Source organism: Salinimicrobium marinum (assembly GCF_014651535.1).
Classification (GTDB): domain Bacteria; phylum Bacteroidota; class Bacteroidia; order Flavobacteriales; family Flavobacteriaceae; genus Salinimicrobium; species Salinimicrobium marinum.
Window position 1 is genome coordinate 16,640 of the sequence record NZ_BMXB01000016.1, and the last position, 24,544, is coordinate 41,183.

Here is a 24,544-nt window from a genome sequence, read left to right on the forward strand (position 1 = left end):
AAAATATATAATAATGGAACTTATTTGGGAAGGCGTAATGCCTGCTGTAACAACAAAATTCACTGATGGCGATCAATTAGATCTAACAAGTTTTAAAAAGAACATTAGAGCACAACTGGATGCCGGCGTCAACGGAATTATTCTTGGAGGAACTTTAGGGGAAGCAAGTACTTTGACAAGTGAGGAGAAGGAAACATTGATAGTTAAGACTCTGGAATTCACTAAGGGGGCTGTGCCGGTAATAATAAATATTGGAGAGCAATCCACTGAAGGCGCTGTAGCAGTTGCACAACGTGCAGAAGAAATTGGTGCTCATGGACTGATGTTGTTACCTCCTATGCGTTATAAGGCGACAGATCATGAAACTACAGTATATTTCCAGGAGATAGCGAGAAGCACATCCCTGCCGATAATGATTTATAACAATCCCGTAGATTACAAAATTGAGGTAACACTGGATATGTTCGAAATTTTATTAAAAGAGAGCAATATTAAGGCGGTAAAAGAATCAACCCGTGATATAAGTAATGTTACCCGCATCAAAAATAGGTTTGGTGACAGGTTGAAAATACTCTGTGGAGTAGATACATTGGCCCTAGAAAGTATTGTTGCAGGAGCAGATGGCTGGGTGGCCGGTCTTGTTGCAGCATATCCTGCTGAAACAGTCGCTATATACGAACTGGTAAAAGCCGGTGAAATTGAAGAGGCACTTAGAATTTACCGTTGGTTCATGCCTCTACTGGAGCTCGATATTTCACCACAACTGGTGCAAAACATTAAACTGGCCGAAGTAGCCACGGGCTTAGGTACCGAAAATGTAAGACCTCCACGCTTACCTTTACAGGGAGAAGAGCGAAAAAGGGTTCTTACTATTATAGAAAAGGCAATGTTATGTCGGCCTCGACTCCCGGAATACAAGAATTTATAAAAAATGGAAAAACAGAAAGCAATGATTACAGGAAAAAATTATATTGGAGAAGAGCTTTCCGCTTTAGGTGAAACAACTTATAAAACCATCAACCCTGAAAAGAATTCAGAGAATGAACAGGAATTTATTGAAGCCACAAAGGATGAATTAAATACTGCAGTTGAAAAAGGGAGTAAAGCTTTTGATGTTTACAAGAATAAATCTGCTGCCGAAAAAGCAAGGTTTCTAGAAGCCATTACATCGGAATTTGAGACCTTAAAGGAAGAGTTAATCCAAATTTATGTAAATGAATCGGGCTTGTCTGAAGGAAGGGCTAACGGAGAATTTGGAAGAACAGTTGCTCAAATGCATTCTTTTGCAGAAATGCTAAGGGAGGGTTCTTGGGTTGAAGCAATTATAAGCAATCCTGAAGGCAAACCAGATATCAGGAGAATGCTCACACCTGTTGGTCCGATTGCGGTTTTTGGAGCAAGTAATTTTCCGTTTGCTTTTTCCACCGCAGGTGGAGACACTGCGAGCGCATTGGCAGCAGGTTGTCCTGTTGTGGTGAAATCACACCCTATGCATTCCGGAACCGGAGAACTGGTTTCATCAGCCATTATAAAGGCAGCCACTAAAACCGGAATGCCAGATGGAGTCTTTTCTAACCTGAATAGTAGTGGGATAGAAGTTGGGCAATGGTTGGTGAAGCATCCAAAGATAAAAGCAGTAGGATTTACCGGGAGTATAAAAGCAGGAACTGCATTATGCAGACTTGCTGCCGGAAGAGAAGAACCAATCCCTGTGTATGCAGAAATGGGTAGTGTAAATCCGGTAGTAGCATTGCCTTCTGCTCTTAATGAAAGAGGAGATTTTTGGGCCGAACAATATGCTGGATCTATTACCCTAGGGACCGGACAGTTTTGTACCGCTCCTGGATTAATCCTGGGAATAAAAGGAGACGCTCTGGATAATTTTATTCAGGTTTTAGGAGATTCAATTCGCAAGATCGATCCCACGTGTATGCTGCACCCTAACATTAAAGCTCAATATGAGAAATCAAAAAATGAAATACTTTCACAACAGGGTTTTACCGAAGTCGCTGATTTTCCTGATGAAGTAAACCCGAATTATGCTCAGCAGAAGGTTATAGCAGTAGAGGGAAACGTATTTATGAATAACAAATCTTTCCATAATGAAGTATTTGGACCTTTCTCTGTGGTTGTAAAATGTGAGAATAAATCGCAGCTTACTGCAATAATCAACAATCTTGAGGGGCAACTTACAGCAACTGTTCTGAATTCGAAAGAAAATGAACTGTCAGAATTTAAAGAAACTATAGATGCTCTTAAGGGAAGAGTAGGGCGCCTAATCTTTAATGGAGTACCAACAGGCGTCGAGGTATGTGCTGCCATGACTCATGGAGGGCCTTTTCCTGCAACTTCAGACAGTAAATTCACTTCTGTTGGATTAACAGCTGTTAAACGGTGGGTACGTCCTGTGTCTTTCCAGGATTGGCCGGATTTCGTACTTCCGGAAGAATTGAAGAATGGCAATCCTATGGGAATAACAAGAAATGTAAATGGAAAAGTTACTAAAGATGCTTTGTAATAAATGGCAAGAAAAACTTTTTTATGTATAGATGCGCACACCTGTGGAAACCCTGTGAGGGTAGTAGCAGGTGGCGGTCCTTTTATTGAAGGAGAAAATATGAGTGCGAAACGTCAGCACTTTTTAAAAACTTATGACTGGATAAGAACAGGACTCATGTTTGAACCTCGTGGACACGATATGATGAGTGGTAGCATTCTTTTTCCACCTTCCAATCCTGAAAATGATGCGGGTATTTTATTCATCGAAACCAGTGGTTGTTTACCAATGTGCGGTCACGGTACTATAGGTACGGTAACGGTAATGATTGAGGAAGGTTTGGTTGCCCCCAAAACACCGGGAATCTTAAGGCTGGAAACACCTGCAGGGCTAGTGAAGGTAACCTATGTGCAGGAGGGAAAGAAGGTGAAATCAGTAAGGCTTACAAATATTAAATCTTATCTGGCTGCTGAAAATATTTCAGTTGAATGCCCCGATTTAGGATTGCTAAATGTAGATGTTTCTTACGGTGGAAATTTTTATGCCATTGTAGAAGTTCAGGATAATTTTAAAGGTCTGGAACACTATCAGGAAAATCAACTGATCTCCTGGAGTAGGGAAGTGCGGAAAAGCCTTAATGCAAATGAGAGTTTTGTACATCCTGAAGATCCTACAATTAATGGACTTAGCCATATTCTTTGGACGGGAGCAACCATTGATGAAAATTCGACTGCCCGTAATGCTGTTTTTTATGGAGATAAAGCTATAGACCGTTCCCCTTGTGGTACAGGAACTTGTGCAAGAATGGCACAATGGTATGCCAAAGGAAAATTGGCAAAAGGAGATGAATTTGTTCACGAAAGTATCATAGGGAGCAGGTTTACAGGTAGAATAGAAGAAGAAGCGGAATTAAATGGAAAGAAAGCTATCATACCAAGTATAGAAGGCTGGGCGCAAGTTACTGGCTACAACACTATCATTATTGATGATGACGATCCCTATGCACATGGTTTTCAGGTCTTATAAAAATAAAATCGGTTGAAGAAAGTAGTTATTGTAGGAGGCGGAATATCAGGTTTATGCTCTGCCTATTACCTTGTTAAAGAAGGTTATGAAGTTTCGGTGATCGATCAGGGGGATATTTCAACCGGAGCTTCTTTTATTAATGCCGGTTATTTAACGCCTAGTCATTTTACTCCACTTGCTGAACCGGGAATGATAACTAAAGGCCTCCAATGGATGCTAAGAAGTTCCAGTCCTTTTTATATAAAACCACGATTTGACATGGAATTTTTTAAATGGGCATTTCATTTTAAGAAATCTGCTACTTTAGAAAAAGTCGAAAAGGCCATACCTGTTCTAACAGAGATCAACCTTAAGAGCCGGGATCTTTATGAGAGCATGCTGGAATCACTAGATTTCGATTTTCATTATGAGAGAAAGGGACTTTTAATGGTCTACAAAAATACGGAAAGTGAAAAGCATGAATTGAAACTGGCAGAGCGTGCAGTTAATGAAGGACTGGAGGCGAAAAATATTTCTAAAGAAGAACTTAAAAAGCGGTATCCAATATTTTCTGATGAGGTTATAGGAGCTGTACATTATGAATGCGACGCCCATACTACACCTAATGAATTTATGAAAAATCTTAAATCCTGGCTAGAGAAACAGGGGGTGAGGTTTATTTTACATCAGGAGGTGAAGGAAATAGTATCAGAAAATAATAGAATTATTGCTGTTAAAACTCAGGGTGCTGTTATTGAAGGAGATGAATTTATTTTGGCAGCAGGGTGTTGGACCTCTTCATTAGCAAAATCATTAAAAATAAATATTCCTATACAGGGAGGAAAAGGATACTCGATTAATGTACAGAGACCTATGGGTATAACAATTCCGGCAATTCTGGTTGAAGCTAAAGTTGCCGTTACACCTATGAAAGATTTTACACGTTTTGCGGGTACCATGGAGTTTTCTGGTATGAACTCCATTATAAGGAAACCAAGGGTAAAAGCAATCGCAGATTCGGTGCAGGATTACTATCGTAATATAGTAATTACTGAAGAGGAAAGAGATGCTGCAGTTTCGGGCCTTCGTCCGGTATCGCCTGATGGGTTGCCCTTTATTGGAAGAACTTCAGCATATAAAAATCTTACAATAGCTGCTGGTCATGCTATGATGGGCTGGAGTCTAGGTCCTATTACAGGAAAACTTATTACTGAAGTTATTTCAGGTAGTGATACATCTGTAAAATTAGATCCATTTAAAGTGGAGCGATTTAATTAGGAGTGGAGCATATTTAAGTTAACATTACTGCAGATAATTCCCGTATTTTCATTCGTTCCTCCGGAAGGGAAACTATAAAGTTGAAGATATTATTCTTAACTAAACACAAGTTAGTTTGGCTTCAAAAAGAATTACACTTTAGAAAATAGAAGCGCTTAAATTAGAAGTTCAACTGCTTCATCCAAAACAGAACTATCAAGCTCCTTCAAATAAGCTTGAGTAACGGCTATATTTTGATGTCCCAAAGATTCGCTGATGATATCCGTTGCTACGCCTTTTTGCTTCATACAATTTGCGAAACTGTGCCGAGCTACATAACTGCTCAGAGTTTTATTAATCCCACAGATTTCAGCAATTTCCTTCAATTGGAGATTATATCTTTGAAGTACTTTATGTTTTCTGTTCGCAATTTGGGAGGGGGTAAGGTTATCGTGTAGGAGAATAGGGAAAACATATTTTGTATCTCGCTTCTGTTCTTTATAGAAATCCAGGATATCTCTAACTGGAGGAACAATTTTAATGATGAAGGTACCTTTGGTTTTGGATCTGGTATAATATATTTTGTCATCATCAATTTGTTTCCACTCCAGTTTCATCATGTCGGCAAAGTTTATTCCTCTGGTATAAAAGCTAAAGACAAAGAAATTACGGCTGTTGGTCAACCCGGGATATTGCTCAAGGTCAAGTGAAACTATTTTCTTCACTTGCTCGATACTCAGAGCTTTTTTTAATCCTTTCCCTTTTAGTTTCGAGATTTTATAGATTTTGAATGGATAATACTCCTCCTTAACCATATTACGTTCAATAGCGAAGTTAAAGAGGGCTCGTAATGCACGCATAGGAACTCCTATGCCGCCATCGGTACCGCCTCTTGCCCGCATATGGACTTCATATTTGTTAAGAAAAGTGGGAGTGATATTTTTAAATGTCAAATTTTTAGACCCATTGAACTTTAAAATTGATTTATAAGCCTCGCGGTTTATTCTGGCATTTCCCATCCTTCCTGCCTGGGTCATTTCTTCTATAATCTCATTCCAAAAAGCAAATACATTATTTTGTACAGGATTTGTGATCACCCGATAATTCTTTTCAAAATCCTCTAATGTGAAATCGTCGCTTTCCATTTTAAGTTTCCCAAGAATTTCCAGAGCTCGATCCTGAAACTTATTTAAAAGTCTATTGTTTTGAAGGTAATTCCTGTTCCTTTTATTGAATTGTCCTGGATTGGCATTCCACTCGTCTTCAGTCGCGTTAAAAAGGGTTTTAAAATATTTTGTTTTCCTGTCTTTCGTAACTCTAAGACAAACTGGAAATTCTCCATTAGAGAGAATTTTTTTTCGTAAAACTATCCTGACGTTTATCATATTATTTCTAAAAACGGGTACAACATAGGTACAACAAATTGCCATTTAAAGGTAGTTTATATGAAAATAGCTGCAAAATAAAAAATCATAAAATACTGTAAATCAGCAAATAAGAAGGCAAATGCAAGTAAAAGAAAACCAAATTTAACTTCTCATAATCAGGTGGTCCCTGGTTCGAGTCCAGGTGGGACCACAAAGTAAAACCTCGCCAAATTGGCGGGGTTTTTTCGTTCCCCCCCCCCTAGACGAGAAGCCTTTCCTGAGCGGAGCCTTTTAAGACGAAGTCCAGAATATCAACTGGTAATAGTTGTGTTGTAATTGGAAAAAAGGTTACTGATAATTCTCAGAATTATTGAACATCTTTGTTCTAGACTAAACGTCCAAAATAATTTTAAGTACTGAAATTGTATTGAGCTTTAAAACCATTTTAGAGTAGTTCCATAACTAATTACGCTTCAATCATGCAACACCAAAATTGGTAGACGATTGGGCGCTGAAGTGTAAAGTCCGTGGCGGTTGTGGAGGAGCCGTTCGCAAATTTTGATGTTTTTTCCGAGTATGACGATCAGGTCAAATTTGTTCTGGATGTCTGTCCAGGTTTTCTGATCATATACGGCAGATTCATCGAGCGTGGCAAAATCGGCGCGAATGTGGTTCAGGTCTTTGAAAAGTTCCTGTTTCAGACGTTTTTCGTCCTCACGGTCTGGCGTGTTCATTATTTCCCTTACGCTTAATCGGGTTTTATGGAAAAACTTGCCAAAGTTGAGGAACTGAAGATTTCGGTTGCCAAAAGAGGCAGAAAAATCCACCGGCATCAGCATTCGTTTGAGTCCTGTGAAACTGCTGTCTTCAGGAACTGCCAGGATGTTGCATTTGATCTTGGAAATGATCTCAAATGTATGATCCCCCAAAATGGTTTTATGATGGAACCTTTTGCTAACAGCACCCATTACAATGAGATCCACCTCATTTTTCTGTACAAAATCCCGTGCGGCATTCACAAGTTTTCCCTCAAAGTAACAACCGGAAACGCGGTGCAGTCGGCCTTTAAATCGTGCACTAAGTTTCTGTACCCTTTCTTCCAAAATAGCTTTGGTAGCATTCCTTTTTTCGGTAATGGCTTCTTCTGTAGCCCCTGGTTCTGAAACGTAAATATTCAGCAGGGTGAAATGCACTTCTTCCTTTTGTAGAAGATCCATGGCATAATGGGTAGCATTTATAGCCACTGCTGAAAAATCGGAAAGAATAAGTACGTTCATCATTGTAATTATTAAGATGCGAAAATACTCCCATGATGGTCCGGGAAAAATGATCAAAATCAGATTTTTAGCTATTTAATGATCTGAAGGTGAAATATGTTAGCGGTTTTAACCTGAATTCTGAAAATCGGATTTTCCGGCAGAAAAAAGCTTTTATCAGCGTTAATACCCAGAGCAGGAGGAGGCTTCGGTATTTTTTTCTTCGGAAGAGGATACTGTAGCGCATTTCAAAAGTGCTTATTTTTCTGCATTTACCTAAATCATAAACTGAAATGAATATTTTGCAGGGACACCTGAAAATGCCAGAAATCTACTGTAAAAACTGAAGGAATATTTCCGAAGAGAATTGGAAGTATTAAAAGAAGTACAGGCCATGGCTACCCGCCAGGGCACCAATGATAGTAATGATGCTCAGCATGAGCAAAACCCAGTGGGCTTTGTGCAGAATGTCAAACGTTCTCTCCGGATTTTTTTCTGCATACTTCCTGAACAGTTTATGCAGTACAAAAGGCTCAAGGATAAACAGGATGATCGTAAAAATGAACCATACCAGCACCATGGCATGCATCCACCAGAAGGTGAGGTCTAGAAATCGCCCCCAGGAGTTCATTACCTCGACCATGTAAAATCCGCTCAATCCCGTCAAAACAGTGGTGATTTTGGCCTGCAGGGAAAATTTGCCTTCTATTTTTTCAAAGGTTTCTATTTGTTCTTCTTTCGATCTCATTCTTTTGACCGCCGGAATGATAACCGTGGTTACCATTGATACTCCTCCAATCCATAGTACAATGGCGACTATGTGAATAACCCTTGCTACTGTAATATATTCCATCATTAATGAGTTTAAAATTTGTCCATTTGGGAACTGATAAAAGGGATTCTTGGCGCCAGGAAATATCCCGTTAAGCTGGCGAACAATATTGGAATGAAATAGGTGAATCCTGTGAGGGTTGACAACAGGATCGTGGTGCTTATAGGTGTCCTGGTGACACAGGCATTGATGGCAGCCATGGATGTCACGATTGCCAGCGGCAAATTAGTTGATGGAAAAATCTGGTGAATGATGAGTCCTAAAGTGGCTCCCACAAAGAACAGCGGAATAATAAAACCACCTCTCCACCCAGATGTTACCGTGACGGCAATAGCAATTATTTTAAAGATAAGAATGGCTCCCAGGAATTTCAGGGAAGATTCATTCAATAAAAGTTCGTTGATCTCGTGATGCCCAAAATATCGGGTTAACGGATAATAAAAAGCAATAATCCCAAGGATAATTCCTCCTATAAGGGTTTTATAATAAATAGGAAGCAGTAATTTTCCGAAGAGGGATTTCAGGAATTTTGTGCAGTAAATAAAGATCCAGCCAAACAAGGTTGCCACAATTCCGAAGAGGACGGCGTAGGCAAAATCAAATTTATCTTCCATGACATAAGCCGGCAGATCCCAGATTGGACCAAGCCCAAGATGCATGATGAGTGCAAAAATGAGGTAACTGAAACAGCTCGCTACCAAAGCCGGAATAATGGCCTGATAATACTCTGCGGCATGTTTGTGATGTAAGATTTCGAGGGAAAAGAGACTTCCTCCCAGCGGTGCTCCAAAAAGGGCTGTAAAGCCAGATGCCATCCCGGCAATACTAACCGACCGGAGTTCCTCGCCTTTTAACCTCAGCATTTTCCCCAGCCAGGTTCCCGTAGATCCCGTGACCTGTACCAGCGGAGCTTCGGGGCCCAGACTGCCGCCAGATCCTACACAAAGCAGGGACGACAATATCATCGACGGATTGTTCTTTGGCTCCAGCTCACCTTTATTAAACCTGATGTTATTTACGATAAGATGGATCTCCCCGGGATCGCCTATAAAATGGATCACAAAACCAGCGAGAAGCCCTGCGATGGCCATTGTGGGGATCACCTGCCAGCCTTCAAAAACGGCCAGGGCATGCATGATCATTTCCAGGGTGATCCAGTAAACCCCTGAAATGATCCCACCGGCAACTCCTAAAACAGCCCATAGCAGAAAGGTCCTGCTAAAAAGAAAAGGATTGAATTTTAACGGCTGGTCCAGGACATCGAGGTAAGTAATTAATTTTCTGCGGGTCTTTATTTTCACGGCTGCTTCTGTTCTTTTCGGGCGCAATTTAGATAAATTATCAGGCTCAGGAAGTGGTGGAAAGATGTTTTCCGAAGAAGAAGGTTGTAACTAAAAAGGTATATAAGAGGAGTTTCAGGAAGAAAAGCAAGAAAATAGAACTGAACAGGCGGAGAATCAGGTAAATATGATTCATGTCATAATTCAAATGGATATGTTTCTTCATTTTTGTAATTCAATCATCAAAAAAAACTGCACTATGAACACACTGGAATCAAAAACAGTAGCCGATCTGGTTACGGAGAACATTCAGACTGCACATGTTTTTAAAAAATACGGAATTGATTTTTGCTGCGGCGGAGGAATTAGCGTAAAACGGGCAGCCGAAAAAGCAGCAATAAGGTATGAAGACCTTGAAAAAGACCTGCTGGGAGTAGAGAATACCACCGGCCGCACCAACAATTACAACAGCTGGAAACTGGATTTTCTTACAGATCATATTATCAATGTGCATCATGCCTATGTACAGGAAAATATTCCTCTTATCTACCAGTATGCGTTACGGGTAGTGCGGGTGCATGGAAGTAATTACCCCGAATTGGTACAAATTCAGCGGTTATTTTCTGAAATTTCCAGGGAACTGCGGGCTCATTTAAAGAAGGAAGAAGAGATCTTGTTTCCGTTCATTAAAAAGATGGTAAAGGCGAAGAAAGAAGGAACCGATTTTTCGCCGCCAGATTTCGGGACTGTAGACAACCGTATCAAAATGATGGAAACCGAGCATGAAGAAGCCGGTGGAATCCTACGGCAGATCTCTGCATTAAGCAATAAATATATTCCTCCACAGGAAGCCTGCAATACCTTCAGGGCATTTTATGCCAAGCTGGAAGAATTTGAGCAGGACCTGCATCAACATGTGCACCTGGAAAACAATATCCTGTTTCCAAAGGCCCTAAACCTGGAGAAAAAACTTTCTGTAGTATAAAATATAAAATCCTGAAAGCCTTGCCTGTCACTCGTGCAGCCGGGGCTCTACAGGATAAACCAAAGGGAGAAATTCTGATTCCCCGGTAGCTCCTGCACCATAATTTTCAGAATTATTCAGAAGTAAAAACTCAGAAAACAAATGAAGAAGCCTATAAAACGTCATGAAGCCTTAAAACCATTGAGCAGGGAACACCACCATGGACTGTTGTTGTGTTGGAAGATTAGAGAAGGAGTAAAACGGAATGTCGAGATGCAGCGCATAAAGGAATATATAGATTGGTTTGAAACGAAATACCTCGATCCTCATTTCGAGGCAGAGGAGCAGTATATTTTTCCGGTGCTGGGCAATGAAAATGCACTTGTGCAGCGCGCCCTTGCAGAGCACAGAAGACTAAGGCGGTTGTTTAACCAGGAGGAGGAAGTATTTAAGGCCATTCATGCTATTGAAGAAGAGCTGGACCTGCATATTCGGTTTGAAGAAAGGATCCTTTTTAACAAGATACAGGAAGTAGCTACCCCAAAAGAATATGCCGAAATCGAGGAGCGTCACCAGAGTATCAAATTTTCAGATGATGACTGGAAAGACCATTTCTGGAACTCTAATTAATAACAACCTTTTATTATAATTCAAACATTGAACCATGACCGTTTTTGCAAAAAACCAGGAACCGCTGGAATCTCTGACGAACGAACATAAGCATACTCTTGAATTTTGTGCACGTATCCGCAAAGGTCTTCACCGAAACATTGAAACCGTCCGGATAAGGAAATATATCGACTGGTTTGAAAAAAATTATTTAGGACCTCATTTTGAACTCGAAGAGCAGTATATTTTTCCTGTGCTGGGGAACAATGCAAGGGTGAAAAAAGCGCTTGCCAATCACCGGCGCATACGGCGCCTGCTTAGCTGCAGTTGTACCGATGAGAAGGTATTGAACCTGCTGGAGGAAGAACTGGCTACTTACATTCGTTTTGAAGAAAGGACGCTTTACAAGGAGATAAGAATGGCGGCCGGTGCCGAAGAACTTTCCCGCATGAAGCAGCATCACGACAGCATTGACTTTTCGGAAGATACCTGGAAAGATACCTTCTGGGTTTAATAAATCTTTAATCTCTATTTCTGAAGATCTTCTTCCGGAACTGAATCCTGCTCCCATTATCACAAAATCCTGATTAAATGCTCGAAATTAAATACTGAAGTTGCGCATTTGTACTAAAACCGATAACTTTATTGCAATAGCATTAATAAAATAAAAATTCTCCGTGTTCTTTTTTAAGCTGAAGGAATACCTGCAGTTGGAATGATCTTGATGAACAGCTGGTTCTCTTTTTAATAAGAAACCAGCTTTGAAATTATTCCGGAACTAAAAAGACTCCACACCTGGAGCCTTTTTTCATATTAAGGGGACTTTGTTTACGTCGTTACTATGTTTTTTATCCACATCCTGAAATAAGAAAAAGTGTTTTCATGTATGAAAATCGGGAGAAAAAATATAGCTAAACTGATGATGGTCATTTTTGTGCCAGGCTTAAGCACAGATATTTGCATCGACCAATTTTTAAAAACCGGAAGATGGAAAATGATGTTATTGTTCCGGGTTTTTAAAATTTTGAAATAGACTTTTTGAATTGTAAATCGTTAAAACCTGGAAACAAGGATATGGAAAAACCTACCAGTACGTCGCACAAGATGCTTTTTCTAAATACTCTGGCCTTCACAATTTGTTTTGCAGTCTGGATGTTCAATGGTGTAACAGTTACCTTTTTGGTAGATAACGGGGCTTACGACTGGGATTCGGTACAAATAGGCTGGCTACTGGGAATTCCTGTACTTACCGGTTCTCTTTTTAGATTGCCTCTTGGGATCATGACCGATAAATTCGGCGGAAAATGGGTTTTTGGAGGCCTTTTGCTGATAAGTGCCGTCCCCATGTTTCTTCTTCAATACGTAGATTCATTCCTGGGCTTTGCCCTTTGTAGCTTTGGCTATGGATTAACCGGAGCCGGCTTTGCGGTGGGGATTGGTTATACCTCGGTTTGGTACAACAAAGAATGGCAGGGACGTGCCCTGGGGATCTTTGGAGCCGGAAATGCCGGCGCTGCGCTTACTACTTTGTTCGCGCCCACAATCCTGGAAAATCTTACCAATAATGGAGCAGATATAGAGAACTGGAGAACACTTCCGGTAATTTATGCTGCAATACTAGTGTTAATGGCAGTCATTTTCCTGGTCTTCGCCACCAATAAAAAACCTTCGGCACAACGTACTATGAAAAAACTCATGCAGCCTCTTAAGAGTATACGGGTGTGGCGTTTTGGTCTTTACTATTTCCTGGTCTTTGGTTGTTTTGTGGCATTTTCGCAATGGCTGGTTCCGTATTATGTAAACGTATATTATCTGCCTCTTGTTACAGCGGGAATACTTGCTGCGGCCTTTAGTTTCCCCTCGGGTGTTATAAGAGCTTTAGGAGGATGGATGTCCGATAAATGGGGTGCGCGTAAGGTAATGTATTGGGTATTAGGATCCTCATTGGTGATAAGTTTCCTGCTGATATTTCCGAAGATGGAAATTTATTCTCCGGGAAATGGAATTATGGCGAAACAGGCAGGTGAGGTCACCCACGTTTCTGAAGATCGTATTGTGGCAGGAGGGGTGGAATATCCACTCATAGCAAAAGATGAAACAAATTTTGATGAGGTAGAAGGAGATTTTGTTTTTCCGAAGAAAGAAACCTGGCAGGAACCTGTGGTACAGGTGGGGCAACAGGTTGAGAAAAAAGAATTACTTGCCGGTGGCGAGACCAAGATATTTTTTGAAGCAAACGTGTGGGTATTTACTTTCCTGGTCATTATCTTGGGTAGCATCTGGGGTGTGGGAAAAGCTGCTGTTTATAAACATATTCCGGAGTATTTCCCCGAAGAAGTGGGCGTAGTGGGAGGAATGGTTGGGGTTCTTGGCGGTCTTGGTGGATTTTTCTGTCCTATCATTTTTGGTTACCTGCTCAATGGTAGCGGACTCTGGACGAGTGCGTGGATGTTCACCTTAATACTTTCGGCTATCTGTCTCTGGTGGATGCACCGTACTATTCAGAAAATGATGCACAAAGAGCAACCGGACCTAATGCGCCAAATCGAAGCGAAAGAAGAAAAATAATTTGCTAAAACCATGATATTATGAAGACCAACTTAGAAGAATGGAATGTTGAAGATCCGGTTTTTTGGGAACAGAAAGGTAAGAAAATAGCCTACAGAAACTTATGGCTCTCTATTCCTGCTCTCCTGCTTTCTTTTGCAGTTTGGATGATGTGGAGTATTATCACCACCAAAATGAAGGAATTCAACTTTCATTTCGGAATGATTACCCCCGGAATGTCTGAAGAAATGGTGAAAGAACAACTGGTGGTCATCAATAACTTATATTATACATTACCTGCCATTGCCGGACTTGCCGGTGCCACTTTAAGAATTCCGAATTCCTTTCTTATAGCACTGGGCGGAGGCAGAAACGTGGTGTTTACAACCACGGCGCTTTTATTGATTCCGGCTTTTGGGGTTGGATTTGCCCTGGCAGATCAAAATACGCCATATATCACTTTTGCGGTACTCGCTCTTTTATCGGGTTTTGGAGGTGGGAATTTTGCCTCTTCTATGAGTAACATCAGTTATTTTTTTCCGAAGAGAATGCAGGGAACGTCTCTAGGCCTGAATGCCGGGATTGGAAATCTTGGGGTCGGGATCATGCAGAAAATGATTCCGTTTGTAATTGGTATTTTTCTTTTTTCGGCTGTTGGTGCCGAAGGTGAAGTGATAGAAAATCAACCTCTCGCAGGATTACAGAATGCGGGCTGGATATGGATACCTATTGTTTTTGCAGCAGTTGCGGCTTATTTTGGGATGAACAATGTGGTAACAGGAACACCTAAGCTGCCGGGTACTGTGCAGGGAATTGCCAAAACACTTTTTATGGTAGGGATTGGCCTTTTATCTGCCGCTCTTGGTTCTTATTTACTGGTGGGACTGGAGATTAATATGTGGATCGTATTGCCAGTGGTGGTGATACTTACACTGCTTTTAATGAAATACCTGAGTCCGAAAGATATTAAACAAAGCCTGGACAAACAGTTTTCTATTCTTTCGGATAAACACAACTGGATCATGACCATCATTTATACGATGACCTTTGGTTCTTTTATTGGATTTTCAGCGGCATTTCCGAAACTTTGTCAGGATATATTCGTTTATACAGATCCTGCTAATCCTCAATACACAAACCCCAATGCGCCTGATTTTCTTACCTGGGTTTTTATAGGACCCATGCTTGGAGCATTAGTGCGGCCTGTGGGAGGCTGGCTTTCAGATAAAATGAATAGTGGTTCCAGAGTGACCACTTATAGTACTGTAGTGACTGTGATTGCTACTTTGGCTGTGGCGTACTTTGTGGTCCAGGCCAGGGAAAGTGCTACTCCCGAAGCTTACTGGTGGCCGTTCTTTGCCTGTTTTATGGTATTATTTGTTACAACAGGAATTGGAAATGGATCCACCTTCAGGAGTATTCCATATATTTTTAGCAAGGAAAAAGCAGGGCCGGTCCTGGGCTGGACCTCAGCGATTGCGGCTTATGGAGCCTTTATTATTCCGCAGGTATTTGGGGAACAGATCCAGATGGGAACTCCAGAATATGCTTTGTATGGCTTCGGAATTTATTATGTAATCTGTTTAGGACTTAACTGGTGGTATTATGATCGTTCCGGTTCAGGAATTGATTGCTGATCGAATTTAAATATACTTAAACAGAAATCCCTTTCTGCCTGTTTCTGGTGGAGAGGGGTTTTTTGTTCCGGAAAATGTTCTCTTTTAACCAGCTCCCTCTTGCATTTATGTCCGGGCTACGGCTCCTACTTCAATAATTTTACCTTTTTAATCTTCTCCGGAAAAAGCCGGTTGGGAAAATATGATAATGATCATATTTCTTCCTGTCACGTTTAGGCATTTTTGTCCCGTAGGAACAGAAATTGCTTTGGCAAGCATATTCTGTTTTTTACACTGAATAATCAGAAAACTGTTAAAAATCATATTTATAATCAGTTTAAATTAAGGAATAGCAAAACCTCTCAGTATTAAATTCTTATATTTATGATCCACCAGATTTTTTTAACTTTTTAAAGCCTGCATTAGCTATGTACAGACTCTTCAAAACTTTAAACCGGCTGGCATTAATTAAAGCAACGATTGCAGCTGTTCTTACAGTTATTTTGGTGCTGATAGGTTCAAGAAATCTTCAGAATTTTGATCCGGCTTTGATAGCATATCTTATCGGAACGGTCTTCGCTATTTTCGGGATTGCCTATAGATATTCTGTCTGGATTCAGCGCCCGCCAACGAAGCTTTACTGGCGCCGTAGTATGCAATTCCTCTTCAGTAAGTTCTTTTTTCCATATTTGTGGAGATCCATAAAATTATTTTTCCGTAACATTTTATTTCAACGATTTATAGCTTTCCGCAGCAGAAGGAGATGGATAGGGCATTTCCTGCTGGCAACAGGTTGTTTACTCGCTTTTGCCATTACCGTTCCCTTAACCTTTGGCTGGATACACTTTGTATTAAAACCCGGCGATGATACTACCTATTACGCTTTATTATTTGGATTTGAAGCAGGATCCTTCAGCCTGGGGTCGCCACTGGCATTTATTGCATTTCACGGGCTGGTATGGAGTTCTGTTCTGGTAACAATCGGTGCGGTATTGATGATGCAGCGTAGATTTACCGATGGGGGATTGATCGCAACCCAGTCTTTTGAAAATGACTGGCTGCCTTTGATCCTGCTTATCGCAATTTCTGTTACCGGGCTCGGAATTTCTTATGATTATACCTTTCTGGAAGGTAAAACCTACCAATTTATGGCGGTGACACATGCCATTACTGTGATCTTATTCCTGGTGTGGTTACCTTTCGGAAAATTTTTCCACATCTATCAACGTCTTGCACAACTGGGGGCTAATCTTTACAAGACAGAAGGCCGCCGCAGAGGAATGGCAGTATGTCCACATACTAAAGATGAATTCGCTACCCAGACTCATATTGAAGATCTTAAGAAAGTAACAAATGAATTGGGATTTGATTACAGCAAAACAAATGGTAGAAACCATTTGGATCTAAGTCCGGAAGGGAAACGCTCTGCCCTGGCAATGGCTCACTTACAGGCCCGCCAGAAACAAGGAAAATTCTTTGGTTAAAAAAATATATAAAAGAAAAAATAATGGCAAAACTACCAGTTTCAGTCGATAAAATAATAGATGATTTTGGTCCCCATAAAGCCTATGCACCACAAACTGGTTTTCATGGAAACTCCGAACCCGATAAGCTGGTGAAAACACACTGTTGCTACTGCGGAATGCAGTGCGGTATCAAACTAAAAGTAAAAGACAATAAAATAGCCGGATTCGAACCCTGGGAGGAATTTCCTTTTAATGAAGGACGACTTTGTCCTAAAGGGGTAATGCGTTATATGCAGAACAACCACCCGGACAGGATTCTTAGCCCACTGAAAAGAGTAGAGGGTAAAGGTTTTGAAACAACAGACTGGGAGCATGCAATGAGCAAAACCGTGAGTGAAATAAAACGGATTCAGGATACCTATGGGAAAGATGCTTTTGCAATGCTATCGGGAGTATCGCTCACCAATGAAAAGAGCTATATGATCGGGAAATTTGCCCGTGTTGCTCTAAAAACAGCCAACCTGGATTACAACGGAAGACTTTGTATGGTGAGTGCCGGAGGTGGAAACAAGAAGGCCTTTGGATTGGACCGGACTTCCAACAGCTGGGCAGATCTTAAACACGCGGAGGTTATTTTGGTTGCCGGAGCAAATATTAGCGAAACTTTTCCAACCCTTACCCACTACATCTGGCAGGCGAGGGATAACGGAGCAAAATTAATTGTGGTAGATCCACGAATGATTCCGCTGGCACGTACTGCCGATCTTCATTTACCAATCCGTCCGGGAGGGGATTCTGCTCTCTTTGGAGCTATGCTGAAGATCATGGTGGACAATGACTGGCTGGACCATGATTTTATTGATAATTATACTTCCGGATTCCAGGAAACTATTGATGCCGTGAAGGATTATGACCTGGACTGGGCCGAAGAAAATACCGGAATTTCAAAAGAACTCATTTACCAGGCTGCCGAAATGTGGGGGAAAGCCAATACTAGCTTTCTGCTGCACGCCCGCGGAATTGAACACCATACCAAAGGTGTGGAGAATGTATTGAGCTGTATAAACATTGTGCTTGCTTCAGGTAGGATAGGAAGACCGTACTGTGGCTACGGAACCATCACCGGACAGGGTAACGGTCAGGGAGGAAGAGAGCACGGCCATAAATGTGATCAACTCCCCGGAAACCGTGACATCACTAATCCTGAACATCGTAAATATATTTCTGAAGTTTGGGGGATTGATGAAAAAGATATGCCGGGCAAAGGATTATCGGCTTATGAGCAGATTGAAGCAATCCACCGGGGGGAGATAAAGGGAATGATCTCCATTTGTTTTAATCCGCTGGTCTCTTTACCTAACAATAATTTTGTGCGGGAAGCCCTGGAGAAGCTGGAATTTTACATTTGTATCGACACTTTCCTGAGTGAAACAGCAAGGCATGCAGATATTGTGATGGCAGGTTCGCTTCACGAAGAGGAAGAAGGAACGGTTACCACTGCAGAAGGAAGAGTAGTTAAAATTAACGAGGCAATTACTCCTCCCGGAAATACCAGAAGGGATGGACAAATTTTAATGGAACTGGCCGACAGGCTGGGGGAAAAGGAAAAATTTGCTTTCCCCACGAGTGAAGATATTTTCAATGAATTAAGAGTGGCTTCCAAAGGAGGTACTGCAGATTACTACGGAATTACCTATCAAAAAGTGGTGGACAACATGGGGATTTTCTGGCCTTGTAAAACGCTGGATCACCCCGGAACCCCAAGGCTATGGGAAGATAAAAAATTCGAAACTCCCGACGGAAAAGCACATTTTAACCCTGTGAGCTACCGTCCTGCTTCCGAAATGCCAAACAAAGAATATCCTGTGGTACTTACCACAGGAAGAGTGGTGTCGCAATATTTAAGTGGAACTTCCACCCGAAGGATCGGGAAATTACTGGATCAATATCCGGAACCTCTTCTGGAAATTCATCCAAAACTTGCTTTTCAGTATGGTATTGAAAATCATGATTTGATCAAAGTAAAAACCCGACGTGGCGAAGCCGAATTCCCTGCACATGTGGTAGAAACCATTCGGGAAGACACGGTTTTCATCCCTTACCACTGGGGAGGTAAACATTCTGCAAACCAGCTGACCATTGATAGCCTTGATCCTGTTTCCAAAATTCCGGAGTTCAAGGTATGTGCGTGCCAATTGGAAAAAACAGGAAAGAAAGGATCGCAGCATCTTACAGAAACAGCTTATCAAAGTTCATTATAATTAAATAACAGAAAGACAGTAAAAAAGAAGTTCAAACATTTAACCTCAAAATAAACAATTATGCCGGAAACAAATTATGATCAGGAAATGGCTTTTTTCGTAGACATGCAACGTTGTATTGGTTGTCATGCCTGTGAAATGGCCTGTGCTGAATGCGAAACGAACGGGCAGGAAAGTATGATTCACGTGAACTACGTAGACAGGGCCAAAAGTCCCCAAACGACGGTACAGGTGTGTATGCACTGTGAAGATCCTACCTGTGCCAATGTATGCCCGGCAGATGCGATCCACCAGGATGAATTTGGAGTAGTACACAGCGCCAATACTTCAAGATGTATAGGCTGTTCCAATTGTGTACTGGCCTGTCCTTTTGGAGTTCCGAAGAAAATGGAAGAAGCAGAATTGATGATGAAGTGTAACATGTGCTACGACAGGACCAGCGCTGGAAAGAAACCTATGTGCGCCACGGTATGTCCCAGTCAGGCTCTGTACTTCGGAACGAGGGAAGAAATTGAAAGAATGAGGCCAGATAGTGAGCCGGTCAATTCTTTCATGTTTGGCCAGCAGGAAGTAAATACCAAAGTAAATATCATGATGCCGAAAGGCACACATCAGTTAATTATCCCATAATTTTTAAGACATGTCAAAAGAAGATCCTGAAAAAGAACCTAGCTGGAAGAGTGACTTTCCTATTGAAATGAAACGGGGGACACATGTAAGTCGGCGTGAATTCGCGAAATTCCTCGGCTTATTGTCAGGGGCTTTTGCCTTGAGCAACGGCTTTATTGTGATAAGGGCAATGGCCTTTCCCGATAAACCCCTGGAGGGGGAGCATTTTATAGTAAATGCAGAGGAGGTTCCTGTGGGGGAAATGTTCCAGTTTGAGATTCAGGGGGGTAAGCATATTCCGTATATTCTTATTCACCTTGAGGAAAACGAATGGCGGGCTTTTGAGCAAAAATGTACACATTTGACCTGTGCAGTAAGGTATCAGAAAGATGTAAACCAGATACAATGTCCCTGTCATAATGGATGGTTTAGTGCCGATACCGGAGAAGTGCTTCAGGGACCTCCACCAAGACCTCTGCCTCAGCTGGATGTGGCAGTAAGAGATGGAAAAGTGTATGTTCGTGAAGAACAGGAAGCAAATGAAAATGTATAGAGATGAGTAACTTCAGAAAATCACAAAACGAAGCCCACCCTAATAAAACCAACACGATCATGACAGGTATAATTATCCTGCAGATCCTGTTTGTGAGCATCCAGATCTGGTTTTTGTTTGGTGCGCTGAATAATGCCCTGGAAGGGAATTTCTACTTTGCTTTGACCACCTTTGTAGGTTCAGCATTAATGGCCGTAGCATCTATCTGGGTACTCAGATATCTGCCCGAACCGCTTAGAAAGAAACCTGCCAGAAAAGAAAAACCGAAGGTCAGCCCCAGCAGGAATCCTTAATATTGGAAATCGTTATATTCAAATTTAATTTCTACTGGTGAAGGTTCATAATAAATGATCTTGCTTCAGTTTTTGAAATGATCTGTATGGAAATATTTTGACAACGCTGTCTAAAAAGCTTTAAAATCGTCTTTCTGAATTTATTTCAGTTTGACGTTAAAAGTGCTTTTTAGACAGCCTCTTTTCTTTCGAGAAAGTAATGGACCCATCTTTCATGACAGGAATGAGGTTTAATTCCTCCGCCTGGCCAACTAAAAATCTCTCCAGATAGCCATAAATTTTGTTTTATTCCCTAAGTTTATATTATAATGTTAAAAATCTACAGGATTATGAATAAAACTAAAGCTTTTAGAGCATCTATCTTATTTTTAATTGCACTTATCCCTCAAATTTCAACAGCTCAGGACACTTCAAATCTTCCTCCGGAAGCAACAGAATTTTATAAACCTATCCCCGAGGTGGTGATGGCGGGAACCGATGCAGGTTCACCACCAGCTGATGCGGTAGTGCTCTTCGATGGATCGGGGCAGGAAGAATGGCAGAGCGCCGCTGACGGTTCTGAAACGAACTGGATCGTATCAGGAGATGCAATGACTGTAAATCCCGGTTCGGGAGATATTAAAACCCGTCAGAAATTTGGAGATGTGCAGTTACACATCGAATGGAGATCGCCTGAAGAGGTAAAGGGTGAAGGCCAGGGACGTGGTAACAGCGGAGTCTTTCTGATGGAGCAGTACGAAGTACAGGTGCTGGATTCTTATCAAAACGATACCTACACCAATGGCCAGGCAGGAAGTATTTACAAGCAATCTCCTCCTCTGGTCAATGTTACGAGACCTCCGGGAGAATGGAACGTGTACGATATTCTTTTTAGAGCACCCAGATTCAACGAAGAAGGAATGCTGATTAGTCCGGCGAAGATTACCGTATTCCACAACGGAGTGGTGGTTCAGAACAACTTTGAATTAAAAGGACCAACCGTTTATACCGGAATACCAAATTATGAAGCTCACCCGGAAGAGCTTTCCATTGTCTTGCAGGATCATGGAAACCCTGTAAGCTTCAGAAATATCTGGTTAAGAGAATTAAAATAACTGAAGTTAATTCGCTCTTATTATGAAAAACAAAAACACCAGGCGGGATTTTTTAAAGAAAACCTCTGTTGCCGCAGCAGCTCTTACTCTGCCGGCGTACCTCTCAGCGATGCCTTATTCATCAAATTTTTTCAATATTCCTGGCAGTGAGAAAATAAACATAGGAGTAATTGGATGTAAGGGGATGGGTTGGGCTAACCTGCAAAGTCATCTTAAAATGCCCGAAGTAAATTGCGTGGGTCTTGCAGACATAGATCAGCGGGTTTTGGACGAGCGCAGCGAAGGCGTTAAAAAATTAAGGGGAAAGGCTCCCAGGCAGTACAAGGACTACAGGAAGATGTTGGAAGACAAAGATCTTGATGCCGTCATTATTGGTACTCCAGATCATTGGCATTGTCTTAACGCTGTGCACGCTCTGGAGGCTGGGAAACATGTATATGTTGAAAAACCTTTGGCGAACAGTATAGAGGAATGTAACGTGATGCTCGAGGCAGCAAAAAAGTATAACAAAATTGTCCAGGTAGGGCAGTGGCAAAGAAGCGGGTCACAATATGATGAGGCTGTAAATTATGTTCGATCCGGGAAATTGGGCAAAATAAGGCTGGTGAAATGCTGGGCTTACCAGGGTTGGATGAATCCTGTGGAGGTGAAACCTAACAGTTCTCCGCCCCCGGGAGTGGATTACAAGATGTGGCTGGGACCTGCTCCTGAAAGACCATTTAACGAGAATCGCTTTCACTTTAATTTCCGGTGGTTTTGGGATTATGCAGGAGGCCTTATGACAGACTGGGGAGTTCATGAAATTGACATCGCACTTTATGCAATGGGTGCAAAAGCTCCGAGATCTGTAATGGCTTCCGGAGGAAAATTTGCTTACCCCAATGATGCTTCTGAAACTCCCGATACTCTTCAAACTATATATGAATTTGATGATTTCAACCTTTTATGGGAGCATGCCACTGGCATAGATGGAGGAAATTACGGCAGGACTGAGGGGATTGCTTTTATCGGAAATAATGGAACCCTTGTAGTAAACCGGCAAGGCTGGGAAGTCATTCCTGAAGGGGAAAATCTGGATGGCGAATGGGTCCCGAAGCTTGAAAAAGTAGAGTTACAGGAGGGAACAGGCAACGCACTGGATAAACATACCAGGAATTTTATTAATAGCATAAAGACCGGTGATGCCTCAAATCTCAACTGCGGAATCGAAACCGGAAGCATTGCAGCTGTGAATGCGCATATGGGAAACATAGCCTATAAAACAGGTACAAAGATTTACTGGAACGAACAGGAAAAATCCTTTATAGGGAATGACGAAGCTAACCAATTGCTAAAAGCAGATTACCGGAATGGCTGGAAGCTGCCGAAGGTTTGATGAGAAATATTATTTTTAATTCTTAATACTGCAGCACAGCGGTCCGGGCTCTTTACCGGATAATATTAAATAATTTTTATCGGCTGGGAATAAAAAACTAAGTTAAAAAAACCTACAAAGTCTGCTGTAAAAAGGAGACTTTGGAGGTTTAAATTTTTCAATGGTGTTTCTAAGCAAATGGACTGTAATCACGAGGTTCGTGTTGCACGGTTACCCACTGTAGCCTGGTGAATTCTTCCAGTACAAATTTCCCGTTAAACCTTCCCACTCCAGAACCTTTTTCACCACCAAAAGGTGCATTAGGTTCATCATTCACCGGCTGATCGTTAATGTGGATCATTCCGGTTTCGACCTTGCGGGCGAAGGCGACTCCTTTTTCCACATTCTTCGTGAATACGGCACCTGTGAGTCCAAAGTCCTGGGAATTCGCGATTGTAAGGGCATCTGCTTCAGTAGAAAATCGAAGGATTGGTGCAACGGGGCCGAAAATTTCGCTTCTGGCTATCGGCATTTCATCGGTGACATTATCAATAATAGTAGGCTCCAGGACATTTCCTTTGGCTTTTCCGCCAATTCTTACAATCGCTCCAGATCGGGCACTATCATTTACGTCTTTTAAAATCCGTTCTACCTGGTCATTATCAATAAGTGGCCCCACAAGAACACCATCTTCAGCAGGGTTGCCATATTTCAGCTTTTTGGTGGCTGCAACAAATTTTTCTACAAATTCGTCTGCAATGCTTTCCTGAATCACAAACCTGTTGACTGACATGCATATTTGCCCCTGATTCATAAATTTTCCGAAGGTAGCGGCTTTAACAGCCTGGTCGATATCAGCATCTTCCATGACCACAAAAATATTGTTTCCCCCCAGCTCAAGGGATACTTCTTTAAGATGCTCCCCGGCAATTTTTCCAATATTTCTTCCTACTGGAGTAGAACCTGTAAAGGAAATGTGGTGAGGAACCGGGTGCTTCACAAAATCATCGCCAATACTGGAACCTTTTCCGACCACTACATTTAAAACACCTTTTGGAAGACCGGCCTCTTCAAATATTTTCGCTGTTAATGTGGCTCCGGTTACTGGAGTAGAAGATGCAGGTTTAAGCACGACTGCATTTCCGGTGGCCAGTGCGGGTGCAACAGAGCGCATGGAAAGGTTCATGGGAAAATTCCATGGACTTATAATTCCAATTACCCCTAGAGGCTTTCTATATGCACGACTTTCTTTTCCCTGAGTAATGGAATCATAAATATAACCGTGCATACGTGTGGGAAAGGAAGCAGATTCTTTCATGATGCCCTGGGTGATTTGAATTTCTACTTCTGCTTTTACTCTTGAACTACCTCCCTCTTTTATAAGCCATTCTATAATTTCCTCTTTTCTTTCAGAAATGATTTCCACGGCTTTTTGAATAATGGCAGCACGTTTTTGAGGTAATTCTTTCCCCCATTCCCTGGCTGCTTCCTTCGCTGCCTTATAAGCCCTGTCCACATCTTTCTTATCTGCTCCTTTAAAAGTATTGATTTCTGAATTGTCAAAAGGATTGACATTTTTAATTTCTGAATCATCATTCCCTTCGAGCCATTCTCCGTTTATAAACTGTTTATTGAGATTGCTGTACTTTTCCATTTTTTTCTTTTAATGTAGAAAAATACTTGC

Annotated in this window: 21 protein-coding genes; 16 read left to right on the plus strand and 5 right to left on the minus strand. The window is 41.5% G+C overall.

The annotated features are described in order from the left end of the window. The first annotated feature begins 13 nt into the window (after positions 1-13). From IE056_RS15170 to IE056_RS15185, 4 genes are read left to right on the plus strand one after another with little or no spacing between them, the layout of a single operon-like run. On the plus strand, positions 14-928 hold the full coding sequence (locus IE056_RS15170; protein WP_189605576.1) for a dihydrodipicolinate synthase family protein: 915 nt from the start codon (positions 14-16) through the stop codon (positions 926-928). Positions 929-949: 21 nt separating this feature from the next. After that, positions 950-2,518 carry an aldehyde dehydrogenase (NADP(+)) gene (locus IE056_RS15175; protein ID WP_189605635.1) on the plus strand — a complete coding sequence of 523 codons (1,569 nt, stop codon included), beginning with the start codon at positions 950-952 and terminating at the stop codon, positions 2,516-2,518. A 3-nt stretch (positions 2,519-2,521) separates the two neighbouring features. Further along, positions 2,522-3,523, plus strand: coding sequence for a 4-hydroxyproline epimerase (locus tag IE056_RS15180; RefSeq protein WP_189605577.1), 1,002 nt, complete (start codon positions 2,522-2,524; stop codon positions 3,521-3,523). Positions 3,524-3,535: 12 nt separating this feature from the next. Next, positions 3,536-4,780: an NAD(P)/FAD-dependent oxidoreductase gene (locus IE056_RS15185; protein ID WP_189605578.1), complete on the plus strand. Its 1,245-nt coding sequence runs from the start codon at positions 3,536-3,538 to the stop codon at positions 4,778-4,780. Positions 4,781-4,935: 155 nt separating this feature from the next. Here the strand turns inward: IE056_RS15185 and IE056_RS15190 are convergent, their stop codons facing one another. The 4 genes from IE056_RS15190 to IE056_RS15205 all read right to left on the minus strand — a co-directional run bounded on the left by IE056_RS15190 (position 4,936) and on the right by IE056_RS15205 (position 9,515). Beyond that, on the minus strand, positions 4,936-6,189 hold the full coding sequence (locus IE056_RS15190) for a site-specific integrase (protein WP_189605579.1): 1,254 nt from the start codon (positions 6,187-6,189) through the stop codon (positions 4,936-4,938). A 410-nt stretch (positions 6,190-6,599) separates the two neighbouring features. Beyond that, complete coding sequence (locus IE056_RS15195; RefSeq protein ID WP_189605580.1) at positions 6,600-7,406, minus strand: universal stress protein; 807 nt, start codon at positions 7,404-7,406, stop codon at positions 6,600-6,602. A gap of 352 nt (positions 7,407-7,758) precedes the next feature. Beyond that, on the minus strand, positions 7,759-8,238 hold the full coding sequence (locus IE056_RS15200) for a hypothetical protein (RefSeq protein ID WP_229793781.1): 480 nt from the start codon (positions 8,236-8,238) through the stop codon (positions 7,759-7,761). A gap of 8 nt (positions 8,239-8,246) precedes the next feature. After that, positions 8,247-9,515, minus strand: a complete 1,269-nt coding sequence (locus IE056_RS15205) for a chloride channel protein (protein ID WP_189605581.1) — start codon at positions 9,513-9,515, stop codon at positions 8,247-8,249. 238 nt (positions 9,516-9,753) lie between these two features. Here IE056_RS15205 and ric point away from each other — a divergent pair, with 238 nt between their 5' ends. The 12 genes from ric to IE056_RS15265 all read left to right on the plus strand — a co-directional run bounded on the left by ric (position 9,754) and on the right by IE056_RS15265 (position 22,881). Then, entirely contained in the window at positions 9,754-10,479 is a 726-nt protein-coding gene (gene ric / locus IE056_RS15210) for an iron-sulfur cluster repair di-iron protein (protein ID WP_189605582.1), read from the plus strand. Between the two features lie 141 nt (positions 10,480-10,620). After that, positions 10,621-11,088, plus strand: coding sequence for a hemerythrin domain-containing protein (locus tag IE056_RS15215; protein ID WP_189605583.1), 468 nt, complete (start codon positions 10,621-10,623; stop codon positions 11,086-11,088). Positions 11,089-11,122: 34 nt separating this feature from the next. Continuing rightward, positions 11,123-11,581, plus strand: coding sequence for a hemerythrin domain-containing protein (locus IE056_RS15220; RefSeq protein WP_189605584.1), 459 nt, complete (start codon positions 11,123-11,125; stop codon positions 11,579-11,581). Between the two features lie 560 nt (positions 11,582-12,141). Then, positions 12,142-13,635, plus strand: a complete 1,494-nt coding sequence (locus tag IE056_RS15225; RefSeq protein ID WP_189605585.1) for an MFS transporter — start codon at positions 12,142-12,144, stop codon at positions 13,633-13,635. Between the two features lie 20 nt (positions 13,636-13,655). After that, positions 13,656-15,251, plus strand: a complete 1,596-nt coding sequence (locus IE056_RS15230) for an MFS transporter (protein ID WP_189605586.1) — start codon at positions 13,656-13,658, stop codon at positions 15,249-15,251. Between the two features lie 407 nt (positions 15,252-15,658). Continuing rightward, positions 15,659-16,714: an MFS transporter gene (locus tag IE056_RS15235; protein WP_189605587.1), complete on the plus strand. Its 1,056-nt coding sequence runs from the start codon at positions 15,659-15,661 to the stop codon at positions 16,712-16,714. Between the two features lie 23 nt (positions 16,715-16,737). Continuing rightward, the gene (locus tag IE056_RS15240) at positions 16,738-18,957 is read left to right on the plus strand and encodes a molybdopterin oxidoreductase family protein (RefSeq protein WP_189605588.1); all 2,220 of its coding nucleotides are present in this window, start codon (positions 16,738-16,740) and stop codon (positions 18,955-18,957) included. A 60-nt stretch (positions 18,958-19,017) separates the two neighbouring features. Beyond that, a complete protein-coding gene (locus IE056_RS15245; protein ID WP_189605589.1) occupies positions 19,018-19,587 on the plus strand; it encodes a 4Fe-4S dicluster domain-containing protein in 570 nt (189 codons plus the stop codon). 10 nt (positions 19,588-19,597) lie between these two features. Then, positions 19,598-20,119: a QcrA and Rieske domain-containing protein gene (locus IE056_RS15250; protein WP_189605590.1), complete on the plus strand. Its 522-nt coding sequence runs from the start codon at positions 19,598-19,600 to the stop codon at positions 20,117-20,119. Between the two features lie 2 nt (positions 20,120-20,121). Then, the gene (locus tag IE056_RS15255; protein WP_189605591.1) at positions 20,122-20,412 is read left to right on the plus strand and encodes a DUF6755 family protein; all 291 of its coding nucleotides are present in this window, start codon (positions 20,122-20,124) and stop codon (positions 20,410-20,412) included. A 329-nt stretch (positions 20,413-20,741) separates the two neighbouring features. Then, positions 20,742-21,506 (plus strand): 3-keto-disaccharide hydrolase, encoded by a 765-nt coding sequence (locus IE056_RS15260; protein WP_189605592.1) that lies wholly within the window; start codon positions 20,742-20,744, stop codon positions 21,504-21,506. Positions 21,507-21,528: 22 nt separating this feature from the next. Further along, entirely contained in the window at positions 21,529-22,881 is a 1,353-nt protein-coding gene (locus tag IE056_RS15265) for a Gfo/Idh/MocA family oxidoreductase (RefSeq protein ID WP_189605593.1), read from the plus strand. A gap of 169 nt (positions 22,882-23,050) precedes the next feature. On the opposite strand, the gene IE056_RS15270 is transcribed toward IE056_RS15265, so the two are convergent. Then, positions 23,051-24,514, minus strand: coding sequence for an aldehyde dehydrogenase family protein (locus IE056_RS15270; RefSeq protein WP_189605594.1), 1,464 nt, complete (start codon positions 24,512-24,514; stop codon positions 23,051-23,053). Positions 24,515-24,544 lie beyond the last annotated feature (30 nt).

Coding starts and splice junctions, on each gene's coding strand:
- IE056_RS15170 (WP_189605576.1), top strand. CDS start 14: ATGGAACTTATTTGGGAAGGCGTAATGCCTGCTGTAACAACAAAATTC.
- IE056_RS15175 (WP_189605635.1), top strand. CDS start 950: ATGATTACAGGAAAAAATTATATTGGAGAAGAGCTTTCCGCTTTAGGT.
- IE056_RS15180 (WP_189605577.1), top strand. CDS start 2,522: ATGGCAAGAAAAACTTTTTTATGTATAGATGCGCACACCTGTGGAAAC.
- IE056_RS15190 (WP_189605579.1), bottom strand. CDS start 6,189: ATGGCAATTTGTTGTACCTATGTTGTACCCGTTTTTAGAAATAATATG.
- IE056_RS15195 (WP_189605580.1), bottom strand. CDS start 7,406: ATGATGAACGTACTTATTCTTTCCGATTTTTCAGCAGTGGCTATAAAT.
- IE056_RS15200 (WP_229793781.1), bottom strand. CDS start 8,238: ATGATGGAATATATTACAGTAGCAAGGGTTATTCACATAGTCGCCATT.
- ric (WP_189605582.1), top strand. CDS start 9,754: ATGAACACACTGGAATCAAAAACAGTAGCCGATCTGGTTACGGAGAAC.
- IE056_RS15215 (WP_189605583.1), top strand. CDS start 10,621: ATGAAGAAGCCTATAAAACGTCATGAAGCCTTAAAACCATTGAGCAGG.
- IE056_RS15220 (WP_189605584.1), top strand. CDS start 11,123: ATGACCGTTTTTGCAAAAAACCAGGAACCGCTGGAATCTCTGACGAAC.
- IE056_RS15225 (WP_189605585.1), top strand. CDS start 12,142: ATGGAAAAACCTACCAGTACGTCGCACAAGATGCTTTTTCTAAATACT.
- IE056_RS15230 (WP_189605586.1), top strand. CDS start 13,656: ATGAAGACCAACTTAGAAGAATGGAATGTTGAAGATCCGGTTTTTTGG.
- IE056_RS15235 (WP_189605587.1), top strand. CDS start 15,659: ATGTACAGACTCTTCAAAACTTTAAACCGGCTGGCATTAATTAAAGCA.
- IE056_RS15240 (WP_189605588.1), top strand. CDS start 16,738: ATGGCAAAACTACCAGTTTCAGTCGATAAAATAATAGATGATTTTGGT.
- IE056_RS15245 (WP_189605589.1), top strand. CDS start 19,018: ATGCCGGAAACAAATTATGATCAGGAAATGGCTTTTTTCGTAGACATG.
- IE056_RS15250 (WP_189605590.1), top strand. CDS start 19,598: ATGTCAAAAGAAGATCCTGAAAAAGAACCTAGCTGGAAGAGTGACTTT.
- IE056_RS15255 (WP_189605591.1), top strand. CDS start 20,122: ATGAGTAACTTCAGAAAATCACAAAACGAAGCCCACCCTAATAAAACC.
- IE056_RS15260 (WP_189605592.1), top strand. CDS start 20,742: ATGAATAAAACTAAAGCTTTTAGAGCATCTATCTTATTTTTAATTGCA.
- IE056_RS15265 (WP_189605593.1), top strand. CDS start 21,529: ATGAAAAACAAAAACACCAGGCGGGATTTTTTAAAGAAAACCTCTGTT.
- IE056_RS15270 (WP_189605594.1), bottom strand. CDS start 24,514: ATGGAAAAGTACAGCAATCTCAATAAACAGTTTATAAACGGAGAATGG.